At 48.2% G+C, this 23259-nt stretch carries 22 protein-coding genes; 3 read left to right on the top strand and 19 right to left on the bottom strand.

What is annotated here, in order from left to right; all coding sequences use genetic code 11:
- Positions 1 to 327 precede the first annotated feature (327 nt).
- Positions 328 to 1974 carry a response regulator transcription factor gene (locus tag ASF12_RS32455; RefSeq protein ID WP_056043592.1) on the bottom strand — a complete coding sequence of 549 codons (1647 nt, stop codon included), beginning with the start codon at positions 1972 to 1974 and terminating at the stop codon, positions 328 to 330.
- Positions 1967 to 3820, bottom strand: coding sequence for a cache domain-containing sensor histidine kinase (locus ASF12_RS32450; RefSeq protein WP_056043590.1), 1854 nt, complete (start codon positions 3818 to 3820; stop codon positions 1967 to 1969). The genes ASF12_RS32455 and ASF12_RS32450 overlap by 8 nt, the downstream gene beginning before the upstream one ends.
- A gap of 479 nt (positions 3821 to 4299) precedes the next feature.
- Between ASF12_RS32450 and ASF12_RS34955 the strand changes: the two genes are divergently transcribed.
- Entirely contained in the window at positions 4300 to 4449 is a 150-nt protein-coding gene (locus ASF12_RS34955; RefSeq protein ID WP_155973654.1) for a hypothetical protein, read from the top strand.
- 109 nt (positions 4450 to 4558) lie between these two features.
- Here the strand turns inward: ASF12_RS34955 and ASF12_RS32445 are convergent, their stop codons facing one another.
- The 4 genes from ASF12_RS32445 to ASF12_RS32430 form a co-directional block, all read right to left on the bottom strand.
- On the bottom strand, positions 4559 to 5968 hold the full coding sequence (locus ASF12_RS32445; RefSeq protein WP_056043587.1) for an ABC transporter substrate-binding protein: 1410 nt from the start codon (positions 5966 to 5968) through the stop codon (positions 4559 to 4561).
- Between the two features lie 200 nt (positions 5969 to 6168).
- Positions 6169 to 7008 carry a carbohydrate ABC transporter permease gene (locus ASF12_RS32440; protein WP_056043582.1) on the bottom strand — a complete coding sequence of 280 codons (840 nt, stop codon included), beginning with the start codon at positions 7006 to 7008 and terminating at the stop codon, positions 6169 to 6171.
- A 30-nt stretch (positions 7009 to 7038) separates the two neighbouring features.
- Positions 7039 to 7995, bottom strand: a complete 957-nt coding sequence (locus ASF12_RS32435; protein WP_056043578.1) for a carbohydrate ABC transporter permease — start codon at positions 7993 to 7995, stop codon at positions 7039 to 7041.
- Positions 7996 to 8178: 183 nt separating this feature from the next.
- Positions 8179 to 9417: an MFS transporter gene (locus ASF12_RS32430; RefSeq protein WP_056043576.1), complete on the bottom strand. Its 1239-nt coding sequence runs from the start codon at positions 9415 to 9417 to the stop codon at positions 8179 to 8181.
- 228 nt (positions 9418 to 9645) lie between these two features.
- Here ASF12_RS32430 and ASF12_RS32425 point away from each other — a divergent pair, with 228 nt between their 5' ends.
- On the top strand, positions 9646 to 10290 hold the full coding sequence (locus ASF12_RS32425) for a GntR family transcriptional regulator (RefSeq protein WP_056043572.1): 645 nt from the start codon (positions 9646 to 9648) through the stop codon (positions 10288 to 10290).
- A 111-nt stretch (positions 10291 to 10401) separates the two neighbouring features.
- On the opposite strand, the gene ASF12_RS32420 is transcribed toward ASF12_RS32425, so the two are convergent.
- From ASF12_RS32420 to ASF12_RS32385, 8 genes are all read right to left on the bottom strand, one after another.
- On the bottom strand, positions 10402 to 10989 hold the full coding sequence (locus ASF12_RS32420; RefSeq protein ID WP_056043569.1) for a TetR family transcriptional regulator: 588 nt from the start codon (positions 10987 to 10989) through the stop codon (positions 10402 to 10404).
- Positions 10990 to 11060: 71 nt separating this feature from the next.
- Positions 11061 to 12218, bottom strand: a complete 1158-nt coding sequence (locus ASF12_RS32415; RefSeq protein WP_056043566.1) for a YhgE/Pip domain-containing protein — start codon at positions 12216 to 12218, stop codon at positions 11061 to 11063.
- 234 nt (positions 12219 to 12452) lie between these two features.
- A complete protein-coding gene (gene tatC, locus ASF12_RS32410; RefSeq protein WP_081419174.1) occupies positions 12453 to 13268 on the bottom strand; it encodes a twin-arginine translocase subunit TatC in 816 nt (271 codons plus the stop codon).
- A 37-nt stretch (positions 13269 to 13305) separates the two neighbouring features.
- A complete protein-coding gene (gene tatA, locus ASF12_RS32405; protein ID WP_056043563.1) occupies positions 13306 to 13536 on the bottom strand; it encodes a twin-arginine translocase TatA/TatE family subunit in 231 nt (76 codons plus the stop codon).
- A gap of 41 nt (positions 13537 to 13577) precedes the next feature.
- The gene (locus tag ASF12_RS32400) at positions 13578 to 14594 is read right to left on the bottom strand and encodes a molybdopterin-binding protein (protein ID WP_056044061.1); all 1017 of its coding nucleotides are present in this window, start codon (positions 14592 to 14594) and stop codon (positions 13578 to 13580) included.
- Between the two features lie 77 nt (positions 14595 to 14671).
- Positions 14672 to 15166: a MogA/MoaB family molybdenum cofactor biosynthesis protein gene (locus tag ASF12_RS32395; RefSeq protein WP_046229101.1), complete on the bottom strand. Its 495-nt coding sequence runs from the start codon at positions 15164 to 15166 to the stop codon at positions 14672 to 14674.
- A 65-nt stretch (positions 15167 to 15231) separates the two neighbouring features.
- Positions 15232 to 15726 (bottom strand): cyclic pyranopterin monophosphate synthase MoaC, encoded by a 495-nt coding sequence (gene moaC, locus ASF12_RS32390; RefSeq protein ID WP_056043561.1) that lies wholly within the window; start codon positions 15724 to 15726, stop codon positions 15232 to 15234.
- A gap of 24 nt (positions 15727 to 15750) precedes the next feature.
- Positions 15751 to 16362, bottom strand: coding sequence for a 5-formyltetrahydrofolate cyclo-ligase (locus ASF12_RS32385; protein ID WP_056043559.1), 612 nt, complete (start codon positions 16360 to 16362; stop codon positions 15751 to 15753).
- A 155-nt stretch (positions 16363 to 16517) separates the two neighbouring features.
- Here ASF12_RS32385 and abc-f point away from each other — a divergent pair, with 155 nt between their 5' ends.
- Positions 16518 to 18452 carry a ribosomal protection-like ABC-F family protein gene (abc-f, locus tag ASF12_RS32380; protein ID WP_056044060.1) on the top strand — a complete coding sequence of 645 codons (1935 nt, stop codon included), beginning with the start codon at positions 16518 to 16520 and terminating at the stop codon, positions 18450 to 18452.
- Positions 18453 to 18740: 288 nt separating this feature from the next.
- Here the strand turns inward: abc-f and ASF12_RS32375 are convergent, their stop codons facing one another.
- The 5 genes from ASF12_RS32375 to ASF12_RS32360 form a co-directional block, all read right to left on the bottom strand.
- On the bottom strand, positions 18741 to 19397 hold the full coding sequence (locus tag ASF12_RS32375; RefSeq protein WP_046229099.1) for a response regulator transcription factor: 657 nt from the start codon (positions 19395 to 19397) through the stop codon (positions 18741 to 18743).
- Entirely contained in the window at positions 19375 to 21771 is a 2397-nt protein-coding gene (locus ASF12_RS32370; RefSeq protein WP_056043556.1) for a sensor histidine kinase, read from the bottom strand. The genes ASF12_RS32375 and ASF12_RS32370 overlap by 23 nt, the downstream gene beginning before the upstream one ends.
- A 33-nt stretch (positions 21772 to 21804) precedes the next feature.
- Entirely contained in the window at positions 21805 to 21978 is a 174-nt protein-coding gene (gene comX, locus ASF12_RS34950) for a competence pheromone ComX (RefSeq protein ID WP_155973652.1), read from the bottom strand.
- Positions 21979 to 22101: 123 nt separating this feature from the next.
- Entirely contained in the window at positions 22102 to 23025 is a 924-nt protein-coding gene (locus ASF12_RS32365) for a polyprenyl synthetase family protein (RefSeq protein WP_056043552.1), read from the bottom strand.
- A 29-nt stretch (positions 23026 to 23054) separates the two neighbouring features.
- Positions 23055 to 23258, bottom strand: a complete 204-nt coding sequence (locus ASF12_RS32360; RefSeq protein ID WP_046229097.1) for a hypothetical protein — start codon at positions 23256 to 23258, stop codon at positions 23055 to 23057.
- Between the last annotated feature and the right edge of the window lies 1 nt (position 23259).

Below are 23259 nucleotides of genomic sequence, written 5' to 3'. Positions count from 1 at the left end.
CAGCCTTTCGTTTGTTCTCCGTTCCCTATCCGTTATTATCTGCTTTCGTTCTGCCCTCTATCTGACCTCGATCTGCTCTTGATCTGCTCTCTATCTGCCCTCGATCTGTTCTCGATCTGCTCTTGATCTGTTCTCTATCTGCTCTTGATCTGCTCTTGATCTATTCTCAATCCATTTCTATCTGCTCTCGATCTCCACTCTATCTGTTACATATCTCCACTCTATCCGTTCCCAATCCGATCCCGACACCTTCAGCAACTATCCATCTCACCTTAAAATAACAGGCTTCCAGCTGCCTTAGCATCTCTTACAATCGCTTTGTCCTTCTTACAATCGCTTTTGCCCTCTCCGATATTCCACAGGCGTCACACCTGTACATGATTTAAACAGCTTTATAAAATAGCTCTGGTTATCGTAGCCAAGAGTCTCGCATATTTTGCCTATGGGGGAGCCGGTTTGATCTAGCAGCTCTTTGGCCCGATGCATTTTCATCCGTATTACATATTCGATAAAGGTCTCGCCCATTTCCTTCTTGAACAGGCGGCTGAAGTAGCTGGGGTTCATAAACAGCTGGTCGGCGACCTCGTCGAGACTGATCTTTTTGTCCAAATGCAGCGAAACGTATTCGCATGCGTCGATGACCTCGGCTCGCTTGCTGCCGCTGACGCCATTTTCGGAGGCGGTTATCGCTGACAGGCAGTGGGCAATCAGCCACGCTTGCAGCTCGGAGAGGCTGCCCAGCTCCCACACCTCATGGTGGCTGACGTCAATCGAGCTTGCTGAGCGGGTATGCTGCATCAATTGAAGCTTGAGCTTTACGTCCAGCAGCAGCTTAAACACCCAATCCTTCACCTGCTCGGGCGGCAGCCTCCGCTGCTCCGCGAGCAACAGCCACTGGCGCACCAGCTCCTCTGCCGCCTCGCGCTTATGGCCCAGCAGCGCCTCCCGCAGCAGCTCGGCCGCCTCGCCAAACCTTTCAAGCAGCGGATTGTCGCTGCCTGGCTTTGCAGGCTGCGCCGCCTGCACGGCGCCTGCCTTCACAATAGAGCCAGGCGCACGATAAAAGCGCGCCTCCGCCCCGGAAAGCAGCTCCGCCAGCGATTCCCGCAAGCGCAAAGGGTCGCTCGCGCTATCGCCGATCAGAAAAGACATCGTTAGCTTCAGCGAGCTTTTGAGCGTACGCTGCACTTCGGCGAGCAGCAGCTTTACCTCGTCGAAGCCGTTTATTTTCAATCCATGCGGGCATACCTGCATGAAGAAGGATTCTTGTGGACTGTACACAAAATGGGCAGCGGGGCTGCCCGTCTCCCTGCTCGCCATCACTTCGCGGGTAACATTATCCACTACAAAACGCAGCACCTCTTCCGAACGAAAACGCTGCAGCGCCCGCGGGTAATCGTCGATGATGCCGAGAACGGGAATGACCCGCTCGGAGGCTCCGAACGGCAGGCCGAATGCTCCCAGCTCCTGCTGCCATTTTTCGGGATCCAGCATCGGCTGATGAAGCGTCGCCCTAATAAACTGCTCCTTCAGCAGCGCCTTGTTACGATCGACCATATGCTCCTTGCGGAGCTGCTCCATATGCAAATCTTTCGTCTCATTCAGCTCCGCCTGAAATTGCAGCAGCAGCTTGCGTATATCCGCAGGATCGAGCGTATCCTTGAGCAAATAATCCTGCACTTGCAGCTTGAGCGCCTGCTGCGCATAACGAAACTCATCGTGGCAGGACAGCACCGCTACGCGCAGCTCTGGTTTGTGCTCCTTCAGCCGGCGTATGAGCTCCAGTCCGTCCATGCGCGGCATCCCGATATCTGTAATCAGAATATCCGGCATTTCCTCCAGCGCCGCTGCCAGCGCGACCTCGCCGTTCTCATGCATACCTAACAGCCGAAAGCCCAGCTCCTCCCACTCAATGGCAAAAGCCAGCAGATCCAGCACGGGATAATCATCATCAACCAGCATCACCTTAACCATCAGAATCCACCACCTGCTTCGGAATGTACAGCGTAATGACTGTGCCTTGCCCGATATCGCTGTCTATCGTCATCTGGAAGCGCTCGCCGTAGGTTATGCCCATCCGCTCATACACATTAACAAGCCCAATGCCCGAAAACTTTCCCGGCAAAGCGCCTGTTTCTCCTTCTTCCTCGCCTGCGGCTCCCTGCTCCAGCTTTTCTAAAGCTCCTGCGCCCAGCTTATATCGCAGCCGTTCAAGCTTTCCCTTCTCAATGCCTTGACCGCTGTCGCTTACCGTTATTTGATAGCCGCCTTCCGCTTCGCTCGCACTAATCGTCATTAAGCCGGCCTGCTGGCTGAAGCCATGAATGAGCGCATTTTCAATAATCGGCTGCAGGCAGAAGCGCGGGACGAGTGCCGTTAAGCTCAGAGGCGACAGGTCGAGCGTCAGCTCCACCTTCTCCTTTTGCCGCATATTCATCAGCCTTACATAATCAATGGCGAGATCGACTTCCTCATGAAGTGGAATGACGCCTTTATCCTGGCTAATGGTCATCCGCAGCAGCTTCGACAGCGAGCTGATCATTTCTGCGCTTTCCGAATCTCCTTTGCGCAGCACCTTCATCCGAATCGAATTCAGCACATTAAACAGAAAATGCGGGTTGATCTGCGCCTGGAGCATCGCAAGCTCCGCCTTGCGCTTTCGCACCTGCGTCTTCGTAATTTCGCCAATCGTCTCCTTCACCTTATCGAGCATTAAATCGAAGGACTGGCCCAAATAGCCGATCTCATCCTCCCCGCGAATGCCCGAGCGCACCTCCAAATTGCCGCGCTGCACCGTCTCCGCTACCCGCCCTAGACGAACGAGCGGCCGTGTAAATTTACCCAGCAAATAAAGCAGCAGCACCATAAATAAGCAGAAAGATACGAGCTGGAACGTAAAGACGCGTTTGAAAATAACATTCAGCTTAAATACAGCGCGGTCATACGGAGTAAGCGACACCAGCTTCCAGCCCGTAAGCGAATTCGTATGCCAGGCCATTAAATAATCCTCGTTTTCAATTTGCAAAATATGCGGGTCCGACTGCTCGCTTGCAAGCGTTGCATAAGGAAAAATCTCGCCCACACGCTTGGCGTCGGGATGCGATAAAATGTGGTCCTCGCTGCCAAGCAGCATCGTCTCCTGCTCCAGCTCGATTTTCCGAAAAATATCGCTCACCTTGGTTTCCAATATCGTCACGATGACGTAGCCGTAGGGATTTACGCTGTCGCCGCGCAATGCCCGGGCAATGGACAGCTGGTAGGGGCTGCGGCCTTTATCACTGTCAAACACCGTCGGCGTAGCTCCCGGCCAAAACGATTGCAGTCCGGACAACCCATTTAACTGCGCGAACCAAGGCTCCTCGCGAAATAAGCTGGGGTCGTATTCATCAAACGAATAATTGGCAAAATTCGTCCCGTCCTTCAGCAAAATCGTCACATACGCCTTATCGCCGACGACGGTCATATTTTCAATTTTATTCATAATCTTCATGCGATCGAGGTAGCGGTCATATTCCGCGCTTGCGCCCTCGTAGGTTTTTCCTGAAGCAATCGCTTTCATAATCCGGTTCATTTCCGAGTCCAGCTGTACGTTATTGGCGATATAAAACATATAATTAAACAAATTCGACACATAGCCATCCACTAGCTCCAGCTTTTGCTGCGATTGCGTGACCGCCTCCTGCTTCATCGCATCCTTCGTCAGCATGTTGTAGACGGCGAGCGTAATTAAAGTGGGGAGGAGCAGACAGACGACAGCCGCTACCATCAACCGATAGCGAAACGACCTCAGCCGCAGCAGCGACAGCCATTGACTAGACATAACCCCACCCCTTTTTTTCGTCGTTCTTTCAAGTGTAACTGAAACGCACCATTTCCGCGTCGTTTTCCCTTAAGATTTTTTCTATATCGATTGGACTAGAGCATATAAGATCGGGAAGCTTCAGTCGATCAGCTTTGCCCCTAAGATGAAGCTGTTTAAATGGAAAATACCTTTTGTCGGACTGTGACGCCGTTATTTGTGAGCAAAACAAGCTTTGGCCGTGCTCGCGGACTCAGAAGCCGCTATATGTGCTGCATAACATGAAATGAGCCTAGTTTGAGGAATATAACCGCCTCACAGTCCGCAGCAACGTGAAAAAGGACGAAAATGGGGCAATAAGGACTTTACAGTCCGCGAGCAACGCAAAGAGCGCAATTGCATAAAGAACGCCACGGTACAAAGCTGTACGAGCCACGTGAATTTCAGCCAGCAGAAAAGATCCGCCCCAGTTGCAGCAACTTGGGCAAGGAAGGAGTAGGGTGGCTGGAATCTTTAGCTCAACCTATACAGCAAAATCATTGATTTTCTGCGGTTTCAGGCAAAAAGAAGTGCAGCAACAGCTCTGCACTTCTTCCTATGCTTTACCCGTGTGGCAAGGTGAAACGGCTGTCGCCATCCTCTGGCGGTAAAGCTAACGTTTCGCGGTGAAATATAAGCTGAGTATAAGGGTGAAACTTATAAATTCTTATATTTTGAAAAAGTTTGCGCAGCAGACTTTCTTCCACCACATACCCTCTTCTACTTTTTGTTCGAATCAATCACCTGCTGCACACGCTCCTGCAAGGCGGCAATCGTTTGATCAATATCCTGCTGATCAAAAATCAGCTTCTCGTACTCCTCATTGATCACTTTATAAATTTCCGCTTGATACGTAACGGGCGGAATGATTTTGGACGATTTGGCGTTTTTCAGCACCGACAGCAGCGACTGCTTGTCGACCTTCTCCGGATTTGCCGTACCACTCAAAATCGTATCAATAATCGATTCCAGCTGGGAATCGTCAATGCCATTCCAGGACGGAACATTTTTACCTTGAGCGATCTGTCCTTCAGTCGTATACCAGCGAACAAACTGGTACGCAGCATCCTTATGCTTGGAAGCAGCTGCAACCGATACATAATCCGTCGTCACCATCGTGTAGCCGCCTTCGTCTGTGGCTGCATTTTTCGGAATAGGAGCGACTGCCACTTCAAAGTTAAGCGGGAATTGCTCGGTTCCGCCAAGCTCCGTGTTCATCCAGCTGCCAATCATGATCATGCTGACTGCTTGGTTGAAAAACTGATTGCGGTAATGCAGCTTCTGCGAAATCATATCGGTGTAAGGGGATGCCGATTTGTCCTGCTTCTCCATTTGCACGCGCAGCTCCAGCGTTTTGCGCATGAGCGGATTGTCCAGATTGGACGTGCCATCCGCCTTCAAAAACTCGGTATTATCCGGCTGATTCGCCAGCGCCAGCTTCAGAAACTCCATCCAGCCGCCATTTTGCGGACCATGGAAATACGTGCCGTAATGCTTCGATGCGCCATCGCCTGTCGTGAGCGTCTTCGCATAGCTCATAAAGTCATCCCAAGTCCATTCGGTTGGCACATCAAGTCCAGCAGCGGTCAGCTGCGTCTTGTTCAGCAGAACATACCAAGGGTTGAACTTGCCTGGCAGCGCATAATATTTGCCGTCCAGCATCGTATCAACCTTGTACTCTTCATTAACCTTAAAGCCCTCTTTAGCAATAAAATCGTCAATCGGAGCAACCATGCCAAGACCAACGCGCTGCGCATAGCCAGCCGGGTCACTGAACATAATGACGTCCATCTGCTCATTGGAGGAAGCGGCAAGATCCAGCTTCTGAATCGCCTCCTGCGTATCGCCCTTCTCGCTCAATACGACGACATCAACCTTGATGTTTGGATTTTTCTCCTCAAATGCCGCAATCGTCTGCTTCCAATTATAGCTCGCTTCGTTTCCGAACGTATGCAGCTTAATCGTAACCTCTTCATCAGGCGCCCCCTGCATCGGGCTTTCCGTGCTGCTGCTCGCTGCTGGCGAAGCCGCTGCCCCGCCGCTCTCTGCATTTCCGCCTGATGAGCAGCCCGCCGCCACCATCATAATCGACATCAGCATAAGCGATAACCATTTCATTTTTCTAAACATGCAAACCCTCCTCATGAAAATAAAAAAATAACGATAGCTGTGTGAAATATGTGTGTATGCGCTTTCTATCTATCGTTATTGTAGCAATGCGGCTGCCCGCTCCTATACTACAATATTGACTACATTTACGACTATTTTGACTTCCCCTAGCAGCCCGCTTGGGGCAGTGTCTGCCGCTGTACATCTTGCAACTGATTAGACTACCCCTTTACTCCGCCCAGTGCAATACCTTCGATGACGCTTTTTTGCCCAATGACAAAAATAATCAGCAGCGGCACGATCGACGATACGGCGGCCGCCATAATGAGCGAATAAAATTCGCCGTTAATGGTCGTAAACTTTTGCATCGCCAATTGAATCGTGTACAAGCTGTCCGTCCGCAGGAAGATCAGCGGATTCTGGTAGTCGTTCCATGTCCAAATGAAGCGCAAAATCGCATACGTCGCAACGGCTGGACGCACAAGCGGAAACGCAATTTGCATAAATATCCGGGCATGTCCCGCCCCGTCGATTTTCGCCGACTCAATATATTCATTATGGACGCCCATAAAAAACTGGCGCAGCATGAAGGTGCCAAGCACGCTGAAGCTGCCGAGCAAAATCAGTCCCACATGACTGTCGAAAAAACCAATCGAGCGATACAAAATAAACTGCGGCACCAAAATCGCCTGCTGCGGGATCATATAAGTGGCGAGTACAATAAGAAACAAATATTTTCCTGCTGCAAACTGAATTTTGGAGAAGCCATAAGCAGCAAGCGCGGATACGATGCACGATAATATCGTCGTGACTACTGTAATTTTAATGGAATTCAAATAGTATTTATAGAATGGAAATTGCCCATTCCACACTTCCTTGTAATTTTCAATGACATGCCACGTTTTCGGTATCCACTGAATCGGATAGGTGAACACATCCGCCTCAATTTTGAAGGAAGTGGACAGCATCCAGACGAAGGGCAGCAGGAACAAAATGCTCATGCCCATCATAAGCACCGTGAAAATCGATTTGCGAACCGTATTTATCGTTTTTTGGTTCATTCTCTTCTTGCCTCCCTTATAGAAATGCTATTAATAATTCACCCACTTCTTCTGTCCTACCCATTGCAGAAGGGTAATGAGCAGCACACAAGCGAACAGGACGACTGCCATCGAGGAGGCATAGCCGATTTTCAAATTGACGAATGCCGTATCGTATAAATACCAGACGATCATGCTGGTCGAGGAAAGCGGCCCGCCTTTGGTCAAAATCGCAATTAAATCAAATACCTTGAACGTCGAAATAATGCCTGTTACAAGCAGGAAAAAGGAGGTTGACGACAGCTGCGGGAACGTAATGCTTTTGAATTTTACCCAGGCGTTTGCTCCATCAATATCGGCCGCCTCATACAAATCCCGCGGAATCGATTGCAGTCCTGCAATGTACACGATCATATTAAAACCGATAGCCGTCCAGACGGTAATCATCATGAGCGATGGAAGCGCATATTTGGGATCAGCAATCCATTTCGGCGGATTTTCAATACCGAGCGCCATGAGCAGTTGATTAACTGGTCCCGCTGACGGGTGGAAAAGCACCTGCCAGACGATAGCTACCGCTACTATGCTGGAAATGTACGGCATGAAATACGCAACCTTGAAATAGCCTTTCAAATACACATGCTTGTCGATCATAATCGCGAGAAACATCGAAACCGCCAAATAAGCGGGAACGGTCAGTAGAAAATAAGCATTATTTTTCAGCGATTTTAGGAATGCCGCATCTTTCGCCAGCCGCTCAAAATTATCGAAGCCGACCCATTTCAGGCCATCAAAGCCAGCGATAAAATTCCAGTCCGCCAGCGACAGCCCGAAGGTAGCGAGTATCGGCAGCAGCGTCAGCACCGTCACTCCTATGAGCATCGGGCCTACGAACAGAAAACCTGCGAGCGTTTCTTTTCGCTGGATCGCGCCGCTTGACCGCCTCGCCGCCAGCTGCTGTTTGCCTGAATGCTTCTGCTTGGTCGTTGTTTCTTGTAGCGGATTCATGAGCCTTCACCTCGATCTATAATGGATACCTTTATCATAGAAAAAATGGCGCTCGCGCTGTGACGGTATTTTGCCAACCTATATCATTATTTTGACTTTATCGCGGGCAAGCTTGAGCATCTGGCAAAAAAAAGCGATGACCAGCACCTTATGGCGCCAATCATCGCTCTTACCTTTTTTTGCTTATGCTTGCAGCGGCTTATTCTTTTTGTCGGAGGGGAGAAATACGGTGAACAGCCCCAGCAGCGGCAAATACGAGCAGCATTGAATTACGAACACAATGCTTGTCGCATCAGCAAGATTGCCGAGAATCGCCGATCCCGCACCGCCAAGCCCGAAGGCAAGGCCGAAGAATATGCCGGATACGAGCCCGACCTTGCCTGGCAGCAGCTCGTTCGTATACACCATAATGATCGAGAACGCCGAAGCCAAAATCAGCCCCGCAAAAAAGATCAAAATAACCGAAAGCGCCAAATTCGCATACGGCAGGGCAAGTGAAAAGGGTGCCGTGCCCAAAATCGAAAACCAAATCAGCGCCCTGCGGCTGAATTTATCCGCTAGCATGCCGCCGAACAGCAGCCCAATAACGTTTGCAACCAGAAACACGAATAAGATCAATTGTGCCTGGCTCGTCGATACACCGAATTTTTCTATGGCATAAAAAGAATAATAGCTCGTTATCGCTGAAATATAAACGTATTTAGAAAATACCAAAATCATAATAACCGTAACCGCAACTGCAACTCTTGCCTTAGAGAGGCCGCTTCTCGCGAACGGATGATTTTGCACCGTCCCCTTGCGCTCCTTCTCAGCCTTCAAGTGCTTCGTGTACCAGCGGGCGACGTAGCTTTGCAGCATGAACCCGACAACAAGCAGCAGGGAAAACCAGACGACACCCTTTTGCCCCGTATGTACGAACAGCATCGCTGTCATAATCGGAGCAAGCGCTTGTCCAATATTTCCGCCAAATTGAAAAATCGATTGCGCCAGTCCTTTGCGCGCCCCGCCTGCCACATAAGCTACCCGCGCCGACTCCGGATGGAATATTGCTGACCCGACCCCAATTAGCATAACCGCAGCGAGTATCATCCAATAATACGCCGAGAAGGACAGCACCAGCACACCCGCCAGGGTGAAAAGAATGCCAATCGGCAGCAGCCTTGGAATCGGCCGTTTATCGGTAAAAATACCAATAAGCGGCTGTAAAATCGCTGCCGTCAAATTAATAATTAAAGAAATAAAACCAATTTGCGAGAAGGTTAACGAAAAAGAATCTTTAAGCACCGGATACAGCGCGGGCACAATCGATTGAATCGTATCATTGAGCAAATGCACGGAGCTTGCAGCAAACAAAATCGGAAAAAAAGTGGTGGCCGCGACATTGGCCGGAGCCGGCCGAATAGCAGCTTGATTGGTTGACATTAGGTTCTCCTTTTTCGAAGTAAAAATCGACGTTTGATATGCGATATATTGCATATTATATTCTGATTATGTATGATATAGCAAGATTTATTTTCACGATTGCTTTTTGTTTATATCGAGCTTACTTTAATCCATTTGCGCCCTCTTGCTGCTTCGATATATGATAGGAAGTAGCCAATAACGCCGTTTAAGAGCTGCGGCTCGAATTTTTTTGAAGAAGGTGATGCAATGCCGATACCGACTAATTATTCCTCGCCGCTGCGCATATCTGCGAAGGACCGGGCTTTAGCCCAGCTCCAGAAATGGATTATAGAAGGCACGCTTCAGCCCGGAGAGAAGCTGATCGATGCCGAGCTTGCAGATGCACTTGGCGTCAGCCGGACGCCGATTCGCGAAGCGCTGCAATTGCTTGAAGTACAAGGGCTTGTACAAATGCTGCCCAGCAAGGAAACAAGAGTGACGATGATTGAAGAAGAGGATATGCCTAAGCTTTATGCGCCGCTTGTTGCTCTGAATGCTCTCGCGGCAGAGCTTGCAGTGCCGCATATTCAGCCGGAGCATATAACCCGCCTTAACGAGCTGAACGCCCAGTTTGCGAAATGCATTCAGGAGAATAAGCCTTATGAAGCGATCGAATATGATGAGGAATTCCATAATGTCATTTTGGAGCTGGCGGATAATGCCTATATTCAATCCTTCACCTCCTCGCTGCAAATGCACCTGCGCCGCTATAAGTATTTATTTATTAAACAGCCTGCTTTCATTGCCCAGGTAGGAGTTAGAGAGCATCAGGCGATCATTGACGCGCTGGAAGCCCGTGATGCGGAAGCTGCTTCCCTGATGATGAAGAAAAATGTAAGCATTCATATTTAGGCACTAAGCTGGAATTTGCTCATCTTAGGTGAAAAAAACCAACTTCACTCCCCGCTTGTTAAAACGGAGTTAAAGTTGGTTTTCTCGTATTTATGGATAATGCTATTCGGCTTATTCCGACGGTTTTAACGCTTTTAGAATAAAGGCCGTCGTATCTGCAATCCGCTCTTCCAGCGTGGTCGTATCCTCTCCCATAAGCACCAGCATACGAGTATTACCTTTAGGAAAAAGCAGGGTTGAGCTAACCGCTGTGAAAGCCGTATGAATGGAGTTAAATTCAAACACTCCCTGTTCATGCCCCTTCAACAGCCATTGATGCACCAGCTGCCATAACGGCAGGACACGCTCTTCAATCATTTCAATACGTGGAGTGTTCAGCGCAAACTCGCATTGAATAATGTAAGAGAGCTCAGCATCCTCGTAACGAAAGGTGAGCAGCTCCCGAATAACGAGCTTTATGCCTTCAAGCGGTTCCATATCCTGAGCGATAGAAGCAATGCCTCTGCTAGGAAAAAAAGCTTCAAACAGGGCGAAAAACAAATTATCTTTTCCGCCAAAATAATAAGAGATCAGCGCCACATTCGCGCCCGCTTCCTCACAAATTTGCCGGACGGATGTCCTGTCAAAGCCTTGAGCGGCAAACAGCTTTTTCGCTGCCAGCAAAATTCTCATTTTCACATCGATATCCGCAGCTTTCATCTCAGCCTCCTAACGGCAACCACTTTATTTGACGCAAGCACTCGGGGCTGACCAGAAAGCGCGGAAACGAATTAATTAGACTTCATTGCCATCTGCCCTGGCTTCATCACAGCTTGCTTCTTCAAGCCAACCGCTGCCATGCTGATCACAAATCCGACGATCGCAATAATAGCCAGTGCTGCGACCTCGCTTCCGATGCCCGTGCCACCGAACAGCACATTCATTAGCCCCTCAACTGCATAAGTTGCAGGAAGCGCTTCTCCAAGCTTTACATAGAAATCTGGGAGCAGCTCACGCGGCACAATTGCGCCGGAAGAAACGAGCTGCGCAGACAGCGCAATAATATTAAACAGCATGCCAGCCATGCCGAACACGTACAGGAACATTTGAGAAACAAACATAAAAGCAAGCACGAACATGAGCTGGAACAGCCACAGCTTCAAGAAGCCCTGCTCCATTTGTCCATTGAATGCAGCAAGCAAAGAAGAACCAATCAGAGAAACGAAAATTGCCGATCCTGCCGTAATGATGCTGCGAGCTGCAAAACGCTTCCAGCGGCCTGCCCCAGCACTAACCATCATCGACGATTGCTCCAGGTTCATCCCCATAATCATCGCGCCGACATAAGAAGCTAGTACCATCATCATCGGAACCATCTGATTGTTCATGCCTTTGACTTGGTTGGTCGATTCAATGTTCGCCGTAATACGTTCCGCTAAGCTTTGACCGGCAATTGCCGCCTGCTCCGTCGGAATACCCGCCTTGCCAAGCGTACCGGCAATACCTTGCTCTATCGCCTGTGCATTAGCTTCTTTCGTTACTTCTGCGGCAACGCCGCTCATAATAGATTTAATTAATGCAGGATTGGATTCATTAATAATATAGCCAATATCCGCTTTGCCATCTGCTGCCATCGCCTTTTGCGTAAAATCAGCAGGGAAATAAATGATCATTTGCAGCTCGCGTGCGTTAAGCTGCTGCTTCGCATCCTCAAGACTGGATGGCTGCGACATTTGGAAAGGCAAGCTGCTAACCAAGGAGCCTGCAATTTGCGTGCCGAACTGTTGATCCTCATTGACTACTGCAATATGCAATTTATCAATACGATCGGTCACTCCATTATAACCTGTCATCCATATAACTGAAAATACAATTTGAAACATAAGCGCCGTAATAATACCAACAATTGTTGTTGGACGCTTCATAAAAGCTTGAATCGTGTTTTTCATCGCCAATCCCATCCTGTCTGTGTCTATTTATCCGGTTTAAACAAATGTTTTAAACAATCGATTTAAACAACTGTTTTAATAATATATTTTGCTTCAAAAATTGTCAACATGAAAATTATGATTTCCAGCTAGCTTATTAAGTCGAGCTTCAGCCAAATAAATGATAAAAATCCCTGTGCCCGCTGCCATAAAAGCAACGGATACAGGGATTTTTATCATGCCGATCGCATGAAGCTATGACGCTTCTTCATTCATTTCCTCTTCCCGCAGTTTGTCTGCCGCAAGCTGCTTGCGGTATATTGCAGCGGACAGGAAGACGCTCATTTCATATAAGCCGATTAATGGGATAGCAACGAGCGCATCCGATACAAAATCGGGCGGCGTCACTACAACCCCAATAAAAATCATAATAAAATAAGAGATACGGCGCATTTTGCGCAAACGAATCGGATTCAAAATCCGGATTGCGGTCAAAAACATAATGACCAGCGGAAGCTCAAATAAAAGCGAAATCGGAATCAAAATATTAAACATAAAGGTGAAATATTGAATAATTCCGAACGTCTCCACCAAATTCAAACTGTCCGATACATTTCTGGTAAAATGGAACGCGAGTGGAAAAACGACAAAATAAGAAAACGACAATCCCACCAAAAACATCAATAAAGCGAATGGAATATATTTAAGCGTTGCCCGCTGTTCCTTCACATGCAAAGCCGGCTTAACGAATGCCCATAGCTGATATGCCGTAAACGGAATCGTAATAATAAGCGCAATGACGAGCGCAAATTTCATATAGACGCCGACGCCATCCCACAAGGAAAACGTATGCATCGGCAGAGAGCGCGCTGGCTCAAGGCTCATAATGAAATCGTATGCAGGCTTGGCCACAAACAATCCGGCAATAAGACCGACCAAAATAACAAGCAGCATATAAAAAATCCGTTTGCGAAGCTCTCCGATATGCTCCAGCAGCGGCATCAGGCCTTCCTCACGCAGCCGTTCGCGATTAAAGGGTTGTTCGGTAGCTTTGTCTTGCCTGATTCCCATCTGTCACAATCTCCTTCCAGAAAAAAAGCGGGCCCGATTAATCCGGCAGCCGCTTGTTATTCGACTCAGTATTTTCTGATTTGGAAACGTCGATCCGTTTCTCCTCTTTTTCCTTAGGCTCGTCATCCAATACATCTCTTGCACCCGCTTTAAATTCCTTAAGCGTCCGACCGAAAGCTCTACCCAATTCAGGAAGCTTGTTCGGACCAAACAACAGCAGGGCCACTAGCACCAGCAAAATAATTCCCGTTGCACCAATAGATGGCATAATCGTCTACCTCCTTCTCACTCTTGGTTGTCTGTCCAAACTCAGCATCCGTACAAACCGCCATAACCGAGCTGTGTAATATCTTCCTTCACAATTTGATGCCCAGCAAGTATGCGTGCCAGCAGGACATCGAATGAAGTAAACGGGTCATGCATGACGCATCCCGGTAAGCCAAGAATTGGCACTTCGTTCAAATAACCCATTAACAGCATGGAGCCAGGCAGCATCGGCGTTCCATAACTAACAATGTGTGCACCCGACGCCTTAATTGCGCCTGGTGTGCGGTCGTCAGGATCGACAGACATTCCGCCTGTTACCAATATCATATCATAATCTTGCCTAAGCAAATAGTTAATTTCATTAACGATCACCTGCTTGTCGTCGGGTGCAAAACGCTGCTCGATGACCTCTGAGCCGAAGGCTTCCAGCTTGCTGCGGACAGCGGGACCGAATTTATCCTCGATCCTTCCGCCGTATACTTCTCCACCCGTCGTAAGCAGACCAACTCGCAGCTTGCGAAACGGCTTTACCCGAAGTGGAGCAGCGCCCTTATGTGCCGAGCGATATTCAGCCGCCAGCCGCTCCACTTCTTCTACCTTAGACTCCGGTACGACAAGCGGTATAGCGCGAGTAGCCGCGAGCTGCCCGTCCTTCTTCACTACGCTATTCGTCTTTACCGTTGCAAGTGCAATTTCGCCGAGTGAATTAATCGCGTGCACAAGTGCTTCGTCAACCTCGACGAGCCCCAGCAGCTCGGATTTCATGCTTACTTTGCCTTCATGCGGCTCGCTAAGCCAAATGCCGTCTCCGCTAAGCGCCTTTGCCATCCTGCTTGCAGCATCATCCTCATGAAGCTCTCCAGCGGCAAGCTCCATAATGTAAATATGCTCCTTGCCAATATCGAGCAGATTCGGAATATCGGCTTCGGTTATAATATGGCCTTTTTTGAAAATGCGGCCTTTAAACTCGCCCGGCACAATGCGGGTCAGATCATGAGCCAGCCGCAAACCAATGGCATCATAGACGGACACTTCCTTTAGCACCGACTTGCTTTCCAAACTCAGCTCAGCCGCTGTGACTGCTTGCTTTTGCTGCTTTTGCTGATCTTGCTGCTGCTCTTGCTGTCCGGAGCTGCTCATAATACGTCCTCGCCCTGTGTACCGGAAATAATCTCAAGCGCCTGAGGCAGCTGATCCATAATGGCCATTAAGCTTTCATGGACGCCTTTCGGGCTGCCCGGCAAATTCACAATCAGCGACTTGCCACGGATGCCGCATACGCCTCTGGACAGCATCGCGCTTCTCGTCTTTTGAATAGCGCCAAACCTCATCGCTTCTGCCAGCCCTGGAATGACCCGATCAACCACGCGCAATGTAGCATCAGGCGTCACATCACGGATCGCAAGGCCTGTCCCTCCCGTTGTCAGCAGTAAATCCGCCTGATAATATTCGGTCATCTCAATGATGGCTGCCATAATTTCATCCTGCTCATCCGGAACGATGCGATAATCGACAATAACGCCGCCAAGCTCCTCCTCTACCAGTTCCCTGATAACTTGAGCGCTCGTATCTTCACGTTCACCGCGCGAGCCTTTATCACTAGCCGTCAAAATAGCCACTTTCCACTGCATATACCGTTCCTCCCATCCCTTGTCCGATCATGGGTGATTCCATCGCTGGAAACAGCCGCTCTGCTTTATTTTTCTCTCGAGTCTGCTTCCGCTTGAAACTGGTAATCGCCGTTTTTGCCACCGGTTTTTGAAACAAGATGTGTTGGGCCAATCACCATATCCTTCTGGATTGCTTTGCACATATCGTAAACGGTAAGCGCGGCGATCGAAACCGCCGTCAGCGCCTCCATCTCGACCCCTGTTTTACCTGTTGTTTTCACGGATGCCTGTATGTAGAGCTCATCTGCGCCATTGTCGTCAAAGCGCACATCCACGCCAGTCAATGGAAGCGGATGACACATTGGAATGACGTCCGATGTTTTTTTTGCGGCCATAATAGCTGCAACCTGAGAGACGGCCAGCACATCGCCTTTGCCTATCGTTCCCGCTTTAATCCGTTCCAGCGTCTCGCTGTGCATCGTAACGGTCGTCTGTGCTGTAGCGCTGCGAGACGTAACGTCCTTATCGCTTACATCCACCATTTTGGCTCTGCCCTGCTCGTTAAAATGCGTCAACCCCACAGCACACTCTCCCCCTCACGGCTTTTATATGAAATGAATCCCGGATTCCGTTACGATTCCGTTCATCTTCAAATCGTGCTCCTGCATCGGAACCTTCTCTGCAACCTGCGCCTCAAAAGCTGCGCCAATCCATATCGCGTGCTTCCCTGCTTCGCCTGCTCGCTCGGCGAAGCGATCATAATAGCCTCCGCCATACCCCATTCGTCCGCCCATGCGGTCAAACCGAATGCCGGGGACGATGATGCTGTCTGGCACATGCCCCTGCGGAAGCTCCTCGCATTTTGCCGGGTCAGGCTCACGAATTCCGTATGCGCCCTCCATCAAATCTGCTGGCGATTGCAGCCGGTACAGTGTCATCGAACGATCAAGCGGATGACAACGGGGCACGATTACTTCACGTCCTGTTGACCACAACCAGTCCATTAGCGGCCACAAATCCAGCTCGGAGCGAAACGGAACATAACACATGATTTCGTGCAGCTCTGGGTGCGCTTCCAGCCACTGGCTTAACGCGCCGCAAGCAAGCCCGGACCATAATGCGCGATCCTGTTTCGACAGGCGATCACGGACTTTAGCAGCATCTGCTCGAATACGCTGTTTCTCCGCTTTAATTTGCGATTTTTCATTGTCCGCCATAACCGCTATTCTGCCTTTCCAATTCCTCAATTTCGATTATGTTCAGTTTACCATTGTTATGCAACTTTCGCCAATGGCGGCTTGCATTTGTGGTAATATATAATGAAACAGCAAGCAAGCAAAAGCTAAGCAATTATTCGTTGGAGGTATTTTTCATGCTGCTTCAAGTTTCTAATATAAGTAAAAGCTACGGTGTAGATCCCATATTATCAAATATTACGATGCAGGTGCTTGAACGCGAGCGCATCGGACTCGTTGGCGTCAATGGCGCCGGCAAGTCCACACTGTTAAAAATCATTGCCGGAGAGCTGTCTTTCGACTCCGGCGCCATCCACAAAGCCAAGGAAACGCGGCTTGGCTATTTGGCTCAAAACAGCGGCCTGCAATCCGACCGCACCATTGAAGCCGAAATGCGCGCTGTGTTCGCTCATTTGCTGGAGGCTGAGCAGGAGCTGCGCGATCTGGAGCAGCAAATTGCTGATCCTGCGCTGCATGAACAGCCGAAGCGATATGAAGAGGTGCTCGATCGCTATTCCCGCCGCTCCGACTGGTTCCGCGAGCAAGGCGGCTTTGAAATCAATACGCGCATCAACAGCGTTCTCCACGGCATGGGTTTCGGTACTTTTCCGCCGGATACACCTATCCATACGCTGAGCGGCGGTCAGAAGACGAGGCTGGCACTCGCCCGTATTTTGCTTCAAGCGCCTGATTTACTCATGCTCGATGAGCCGACCAACTATTTGGATATTCCGACGCTCACTTGGCTCGAAGGCTACTTACGCAGCTATTCTGGCGCCATCCTTGTCGTTTCTCATGACCGCTATTTCCTTGATGCGCTTGTGCAGACGATTGTCGAAATCGAACGGCATTCCGCTAAACGGTATACTGGCAACTACAGCCGCTATATTGACCTGAAGGCCGCAGAATACGAAAGCGATTTAAAGCAGTTTGAGAAGCAGCAGGACGAAATCGCCAAGATGGAGCAGTTCATTCAGCGCAACATTGTCCGTGCCTCTACTACGAAACGCGCTCAGAGCCGCCGTAAAGCGCTCGACAAAATGGACGTGCTCGACAAACCGCTGGGCGATTTAAAGAAAGCTAATTTCACGTTCCAAATTGAGCGCCAAACCGGCAAAGATGTGCTGCAGGTGTCCGATTTATCCGTGCTGTTCGACGAGAAAAACAAGCCCTTGTTTCAGCATGTCTCCTTCCGCTTGCAGCGTGGCGAGACGGTAGCTCTTATCGGGCCTAACGGCATTGGCAAATCGACATTGCTCAAGACGATTGTCGGTCAGCGCCAGCCGTCGAGCGGCAGCATCGCCTGGGGCTCCAACGTCAAGCTCGGATATTACGATCAGGAGCATACCGGACTTAATCAGACCAATACTGTACTGGAAGAGGTTTGGGGGCTCTACCCCCATATGGAGGAATCCCGTATTCGGACTGTTCTTGGCAGCTTTCTATTTAGCGGCGAAGATGTGCTCAAACGCATTTCGGCGCTCAGTGGCGGCGAGAAGGCTCGCGTATCACTAGCAAAGCTCATGCTGGCTCAAGCCAATGTGCTCATTTTGGACGAGCCTACCAACCATTTGGATTTATACAGCAAGGAAGTGCTGGAATCCGCTTTGCTCGATTATGAAGGCACGCTGCTCTTTATTTCTCATGACCGATATTTCCTTAATAAAATGGCGGAGCGTATTGTCGAACTGACACCTAAGGGCACCGAACATTTCCTAGGAAATTATGACGAAATGATAGAGAAAAAGCATGAACTCGAAGAAGCGCGGCTGGAGGAAGCGGCTAAGCGGGCTGCATCAAGCAATAAAGCAGCTGCGTCTTCTGACAACGTTAGCGATTACGCGCTGGACAAGCAGGCAAAGCGAGAAGAACGCAGCCGTCAGCGCAAGCTGGAGCAGGTAGAAGCTGATATTGCCGACTTGGAGCAAGCCATTGCGGATTTGGAGCTTCAGCTGACAGACCCTGCTATTTTCAACGATTACATGCGGAACCAGGAAATCCAGTCGCAAATCGACCAGAAGCGCATCGCATTAAGCGAAGCCTATGAGCAATGGGAAACGCTTAGTGAATAATATCCGCTACATCACTTCCTCTTTAGAATAACTTAGCAGAGCATTAACCATTCACAAGCTAGATGAATTGGTTAATGTTCTTTTTTATATTAAAAAAGTGCTGGTGAACGTGGTCATTAAAAAAATATAAAAAGATGCTTGCGCTATAAAAGCGCAAGCATTGAGAGGGAAACCAATTTTAGGGTATTACTGAGGGGATCAAGTGACTGCAGCTTGCAAATATTGCCGCAGCTATCCCAATATAGAAATGTCATTGCCTATCGAATATATAGGCAGCGACGGTAAAACTCAAGGGACAAATTGCTCAAGTCGGATAATACCAAGCCGTTTTGCCTCAGCGATCGCTTCCGATCGGGACCTAACGTTAAGCTTTTCAAATATCCGGGTTAGATGGTACTCTACAGTACGCTGACTCATATGCAGCTTAATGGCAATATCTTTGTTACTATTGCCGTACGCGACCTGCTGCAAAATATCCTGATCGCGTTCTTTGATCGATACTTCTTCAATTACCTTCTCAGCACGCGTAATCTTGACTTCGTTGCGTCGCAGCTGCTTGAGTAGTGAAATCGGAATAACCGCTTCCCCTCGCATAGCGCATCGAATGGCGTTATGCAGCTGTTCTCGCGAGACCGTCTTAGAGATAAAACCGGAAACGCCGCATTCAATCAATAAATTATAGTGCGTACTAATTTCATACCCAGTATATATGAGCACTTTGCGATCTGGATCCTGCTGAATCAAACGTTTTGCAAGCTCCAGACCGCTAATGCCTGGCATGTTCAAGTCACATAAAATAATGTCAAAGCCTTCGTTGCTAATCGCATCCAGCGCTTCCATGGCCGATAATACAACCGTCACCTTCATTTCAGGATCTTGTTCAATCATCGTTTTGGTGCCTTCTCCAACAGATGGATGATCATCAACTAATAAGATACGAATCACGCAGCAAACCCCTTTCCGATCGGCCAGTCGTCATATTTTGCGGCAATATTATAATGACCTCAAGACCTTTTCCACGTTTCGACCGGAATGTTATTTCACCTTCAAGGCTAGCGACTCTTTCTTTAATACCGGATAAACCCATATGCTCGAAAGAAGCCTCCATATAATCGACATCCATGCCGACCCCATCGTCCTTATAGTGAAAATAAACCATGTTTGTTCGCTGCTCTAATTCTAGCGTGACCAGATTGGCACGCGCATGCTTATCAGCATTGCGAAGCAACTCTTGGACAATGCGATAAATCGCTGTAATCTGCTCTTCGTTAAGCAGGTTGTCGAAAGGCTTGGCCCGAAAATCCACCGCAAAATTGTTTCTCATTTGCGTATGCTCAATAATCGACTCCAATGCTTCAACAATGCCCATTTCCTTAAGCAGCGGCGGTCTTAACTCATTGCAGGTTTCCCGAATTTGATGGATGACATCAAGCAGCCCTTCTTTGATTTCGTCAAGCTCGACTTCAAGCTTTTCCGTAATCGGATGGTCCAGCATGAGTGCTTCCAGCCTACGGTACCACAATAACTGGTCTTGAAGCGCAGAGTCATGAAGATCTGCTGCAAGCTTCCGCCGTTCATTTTCCGAGAGGCAAAACAACAATCTTAAAATCCAAGGTGTTGTCGCCTGCTCTTTCTTAACCTCAGATTCCAAATCCTCGATTAAGCTTTCAATCAGATATAAGTTTTCAAACACGATACTTGCATAATTCGCAAGCGTCTTGAGCCAACGCAGCTCATCTGAATTGAAGCGGGTATGGTTGGTTTTGGAGCCAATCCATACGATGTACTGCTTTGACTTCTGGCAGCCAATAACTAGTCCCAGACCATGAGGCAACTCAACGACTTCCCCGACTTGAAGCGAATCAGACACTTGCAGCAGAAAAATAGCTGTACTCTGCTCGTCTTCCTTCTCTCCTACCGGGTTAACCACTGCTTCGATCTGGTCTACAATGAGAAAATCAATTCGGCTAGCCGGAAGCAATGCCCCAATTTCTTCTTTCAGCACCATCTCCAGATCATCCCGTTTCATGACTCGTGCAATTTTGCGTGAGAAACGATCGAGGCTGTCTTGGTAGCTGTACATGGCTTTAAAAAGCTTGGGACGAAATTTATGATCAATCTGCTCCTTGGAATAAAGAAACAGGGTCATAACAACGTAACTAACGATAAAGATTTGAAGCCATCTGACCCAAGAGAATACAACGTCCCCACTTACAATCGCAGCAAACGCCAATGTAACGATAAGCGCTGGCAACAAGGACAGCAATGTATAATACTTAAAGCGGGTCAATATAAAATCAACATCAAACAATTGGTTGGATGTTAATAAATAAAAGTAAACGATCGGCAGCACGAACAAAAACGGTGCTGTGAACGCCGCCGGCAAAATTTGAATGTTTCCTCCCAACAACGGCAATAAATTCATCGTCGTAAATGGAGTAAAAGCAACCAAATGCGAGGTTAGCGTTATTTTGAATAAAGAGTTGAACCTGCTACTCCGATAATAAAAGTACTTCCTAAACAACTGATAGACACAAATGAAATTCCCGACTATCAGTGTGGCATGATATACCATTCTAGCGTTTAGAAATACTTTCTCCGGAATAAAATTCGTCCAAATATAGACGAGGCAAAACAAGGAAACAATACTGAAAGCTACCGACAGATACCATATTAGCTTAGGGCTAATAAAAATCATGCCATATCTTCGCAGGTACATATTCATAAATAGCAGGAACAAAATAGCTACAAATGGAATGACTGCATACATGACGGTAACGCCTACCAAATCATTACGATAGGCTGCGGCTGAAGAAAAGTAACTCAGCCCAATCGCCAAGAAAAACAATATGAGCATAATGGCAGCATTATCATTTTTCCTTTTCCTATACAGGAAGGTGGATAGCCCCAGAAACAACAACAGGGAAGCCCATGGAATATAAAGCTGAATGAGCAGTTCCAAACCTGTATGATCACCGTTCCAACCTCGATTGAAAGTCACTAGCCTTTGTTCGCCAGCTTTTTCACTAACGACAATGCTCTCAACTCTCTCTACGGAAGAAAACTTGATGATATTAACATTTTGTCCAGCTGGCTTTCCATTAACTTCATCAATAACATCCCCAAGTTGAATACCCTTCAAAACAGCTTGTCCTGCTGGCTCAAGCGACTCTACCAAGTATTCACCTTGCGAATTTTTCACAGTCACTATACCAATAAACGGATCGCTAATGATAACGACTGTAAGGTAACCAAGTAAAGCGAATAATCCACTCAGGAAGAGAAAAAGCAATAGATTCCTTGAGCGCAACAGCTTCATCTTTCTCCCCCTAAATTCATGCAGCGCATTACCTTATGTCCAGTAGACCATTTGGTAATTATCTTTCTTATCTGCTTGAATGCTCAGGGTTTCAAAAATCGCTTTTTTCTCCGCTGGAGTTACTCCAGCCATTTGCAAGTTCCCGCTTATTGCTAAATCCATCAATTGCGAGTCTTTGGCTAAAGAACGAATATATTCTTTCAACACTGGAACTCCTCCTTGGAATGTGTAAAGGTCTTTCTGTAGATAACTATAGCAGGAAATGATAGGTAAGCAAACGCAAATCTAGTTCGTATTTACCGCAACTACCATTGCGGTGTTATGGCGAAGCTATTCTTTAGCCAATATGCTTAACAGCATTTCCTTGTGCACGGCCACTTCAGGAACCGATTCCATGAGCTCCATAAAACGGTTATAATGTGTACGCATCACAACTAAGCCGTACAGCATGGCGCCGGATTTTTCATACGCTTCCTCAAACAGTCCGCGCTTATCAGCTACATCAGCCTCATTCAAGCGACCTTCAAAATAATCCCTGATCCAATTATGCTGATCTACAGCATCCTCAAGCATGTACAAAGTAAGAAGCGTCTTCTTCCGCTGCAAAAAGTCATTTTTCTCATCCCAGCGAAGCAGATCACGAATGTCATTTTTAATTTGAGCCGCCATTCCTACCTCAACGGCATACTCCGCAACAATCGGATGCCAGCCTCGACCGGTCAGCATAACGCCTGTCATGCACGCATGAACGATCAAGGCTGCCGACTTTTGCTTAATGGATTGAAAATAAGAGTGTTCATCTGATACAGCGTTCATCAAATCCATCATTTGCCCATTGGCCGCTTGCAGGAGTTGAAGGTTCATCATTTTCATTGTTGTTTGCACATGGGAGCTATCGAATTCAGAATCCATCATCGCTTGCTGCGAAAGGGTCAAAAAAGCGGCTGCAAGATGCAGCGCTATAGGCAGAGGAGCTTCAGACCAGGCCTGCTTTGGCGCATCCTGATCCTGTAAATCATCGAATATATCGGTCGCTAAAATAAGAAATTCAACGGCTGCCGCCGCACGATATACTGCCGCCCCTTCACCGCCGAACATCCGGTAGTGAAGCACGGTCAAACGTCCAAAAGGAAGCTGCTCATTCAGCCGGTCCATTAAAAATAAATAGGCGTACTGAATTAAAGAATCAACTGTAAAATGGCGTTTGACCATCTCTCGCATTTCAAATTCGATTTTAGGTACACAGTCCTCCAACTTTAGACCCCCATCGTTTCAAGATTTTTCTATTTTACACGATGGAGTAAAAACGTACCAACATTTTTCAATATATTAGAAATAATACCCGCCTTCCTCTTTGAATTTAGCCGCTCCTGTTCCATCTCCTCCTCGTTTATTCGGTTCACCAGCACAGCGATCATTTCCATTCGTTTCCTGAGCATGTCGGCACGATTGACAAATGGGCCTGTGGTGTCACGATCCCGGTTCATG

It is taken from the genome of Paenibacillus sp. Leaf72 (assembly GCF_001422685.1).
GTDB lineage: Bacteria > Bacillota > Bacilli > Paenibacillales > Paenibacillaceae > Pristimantibacillus.
The sequence above is the reverse complement of the archived record's forward strand: the minus strand, read 5'-3'. Positions and strand labels throughout refer to the sequence as shown.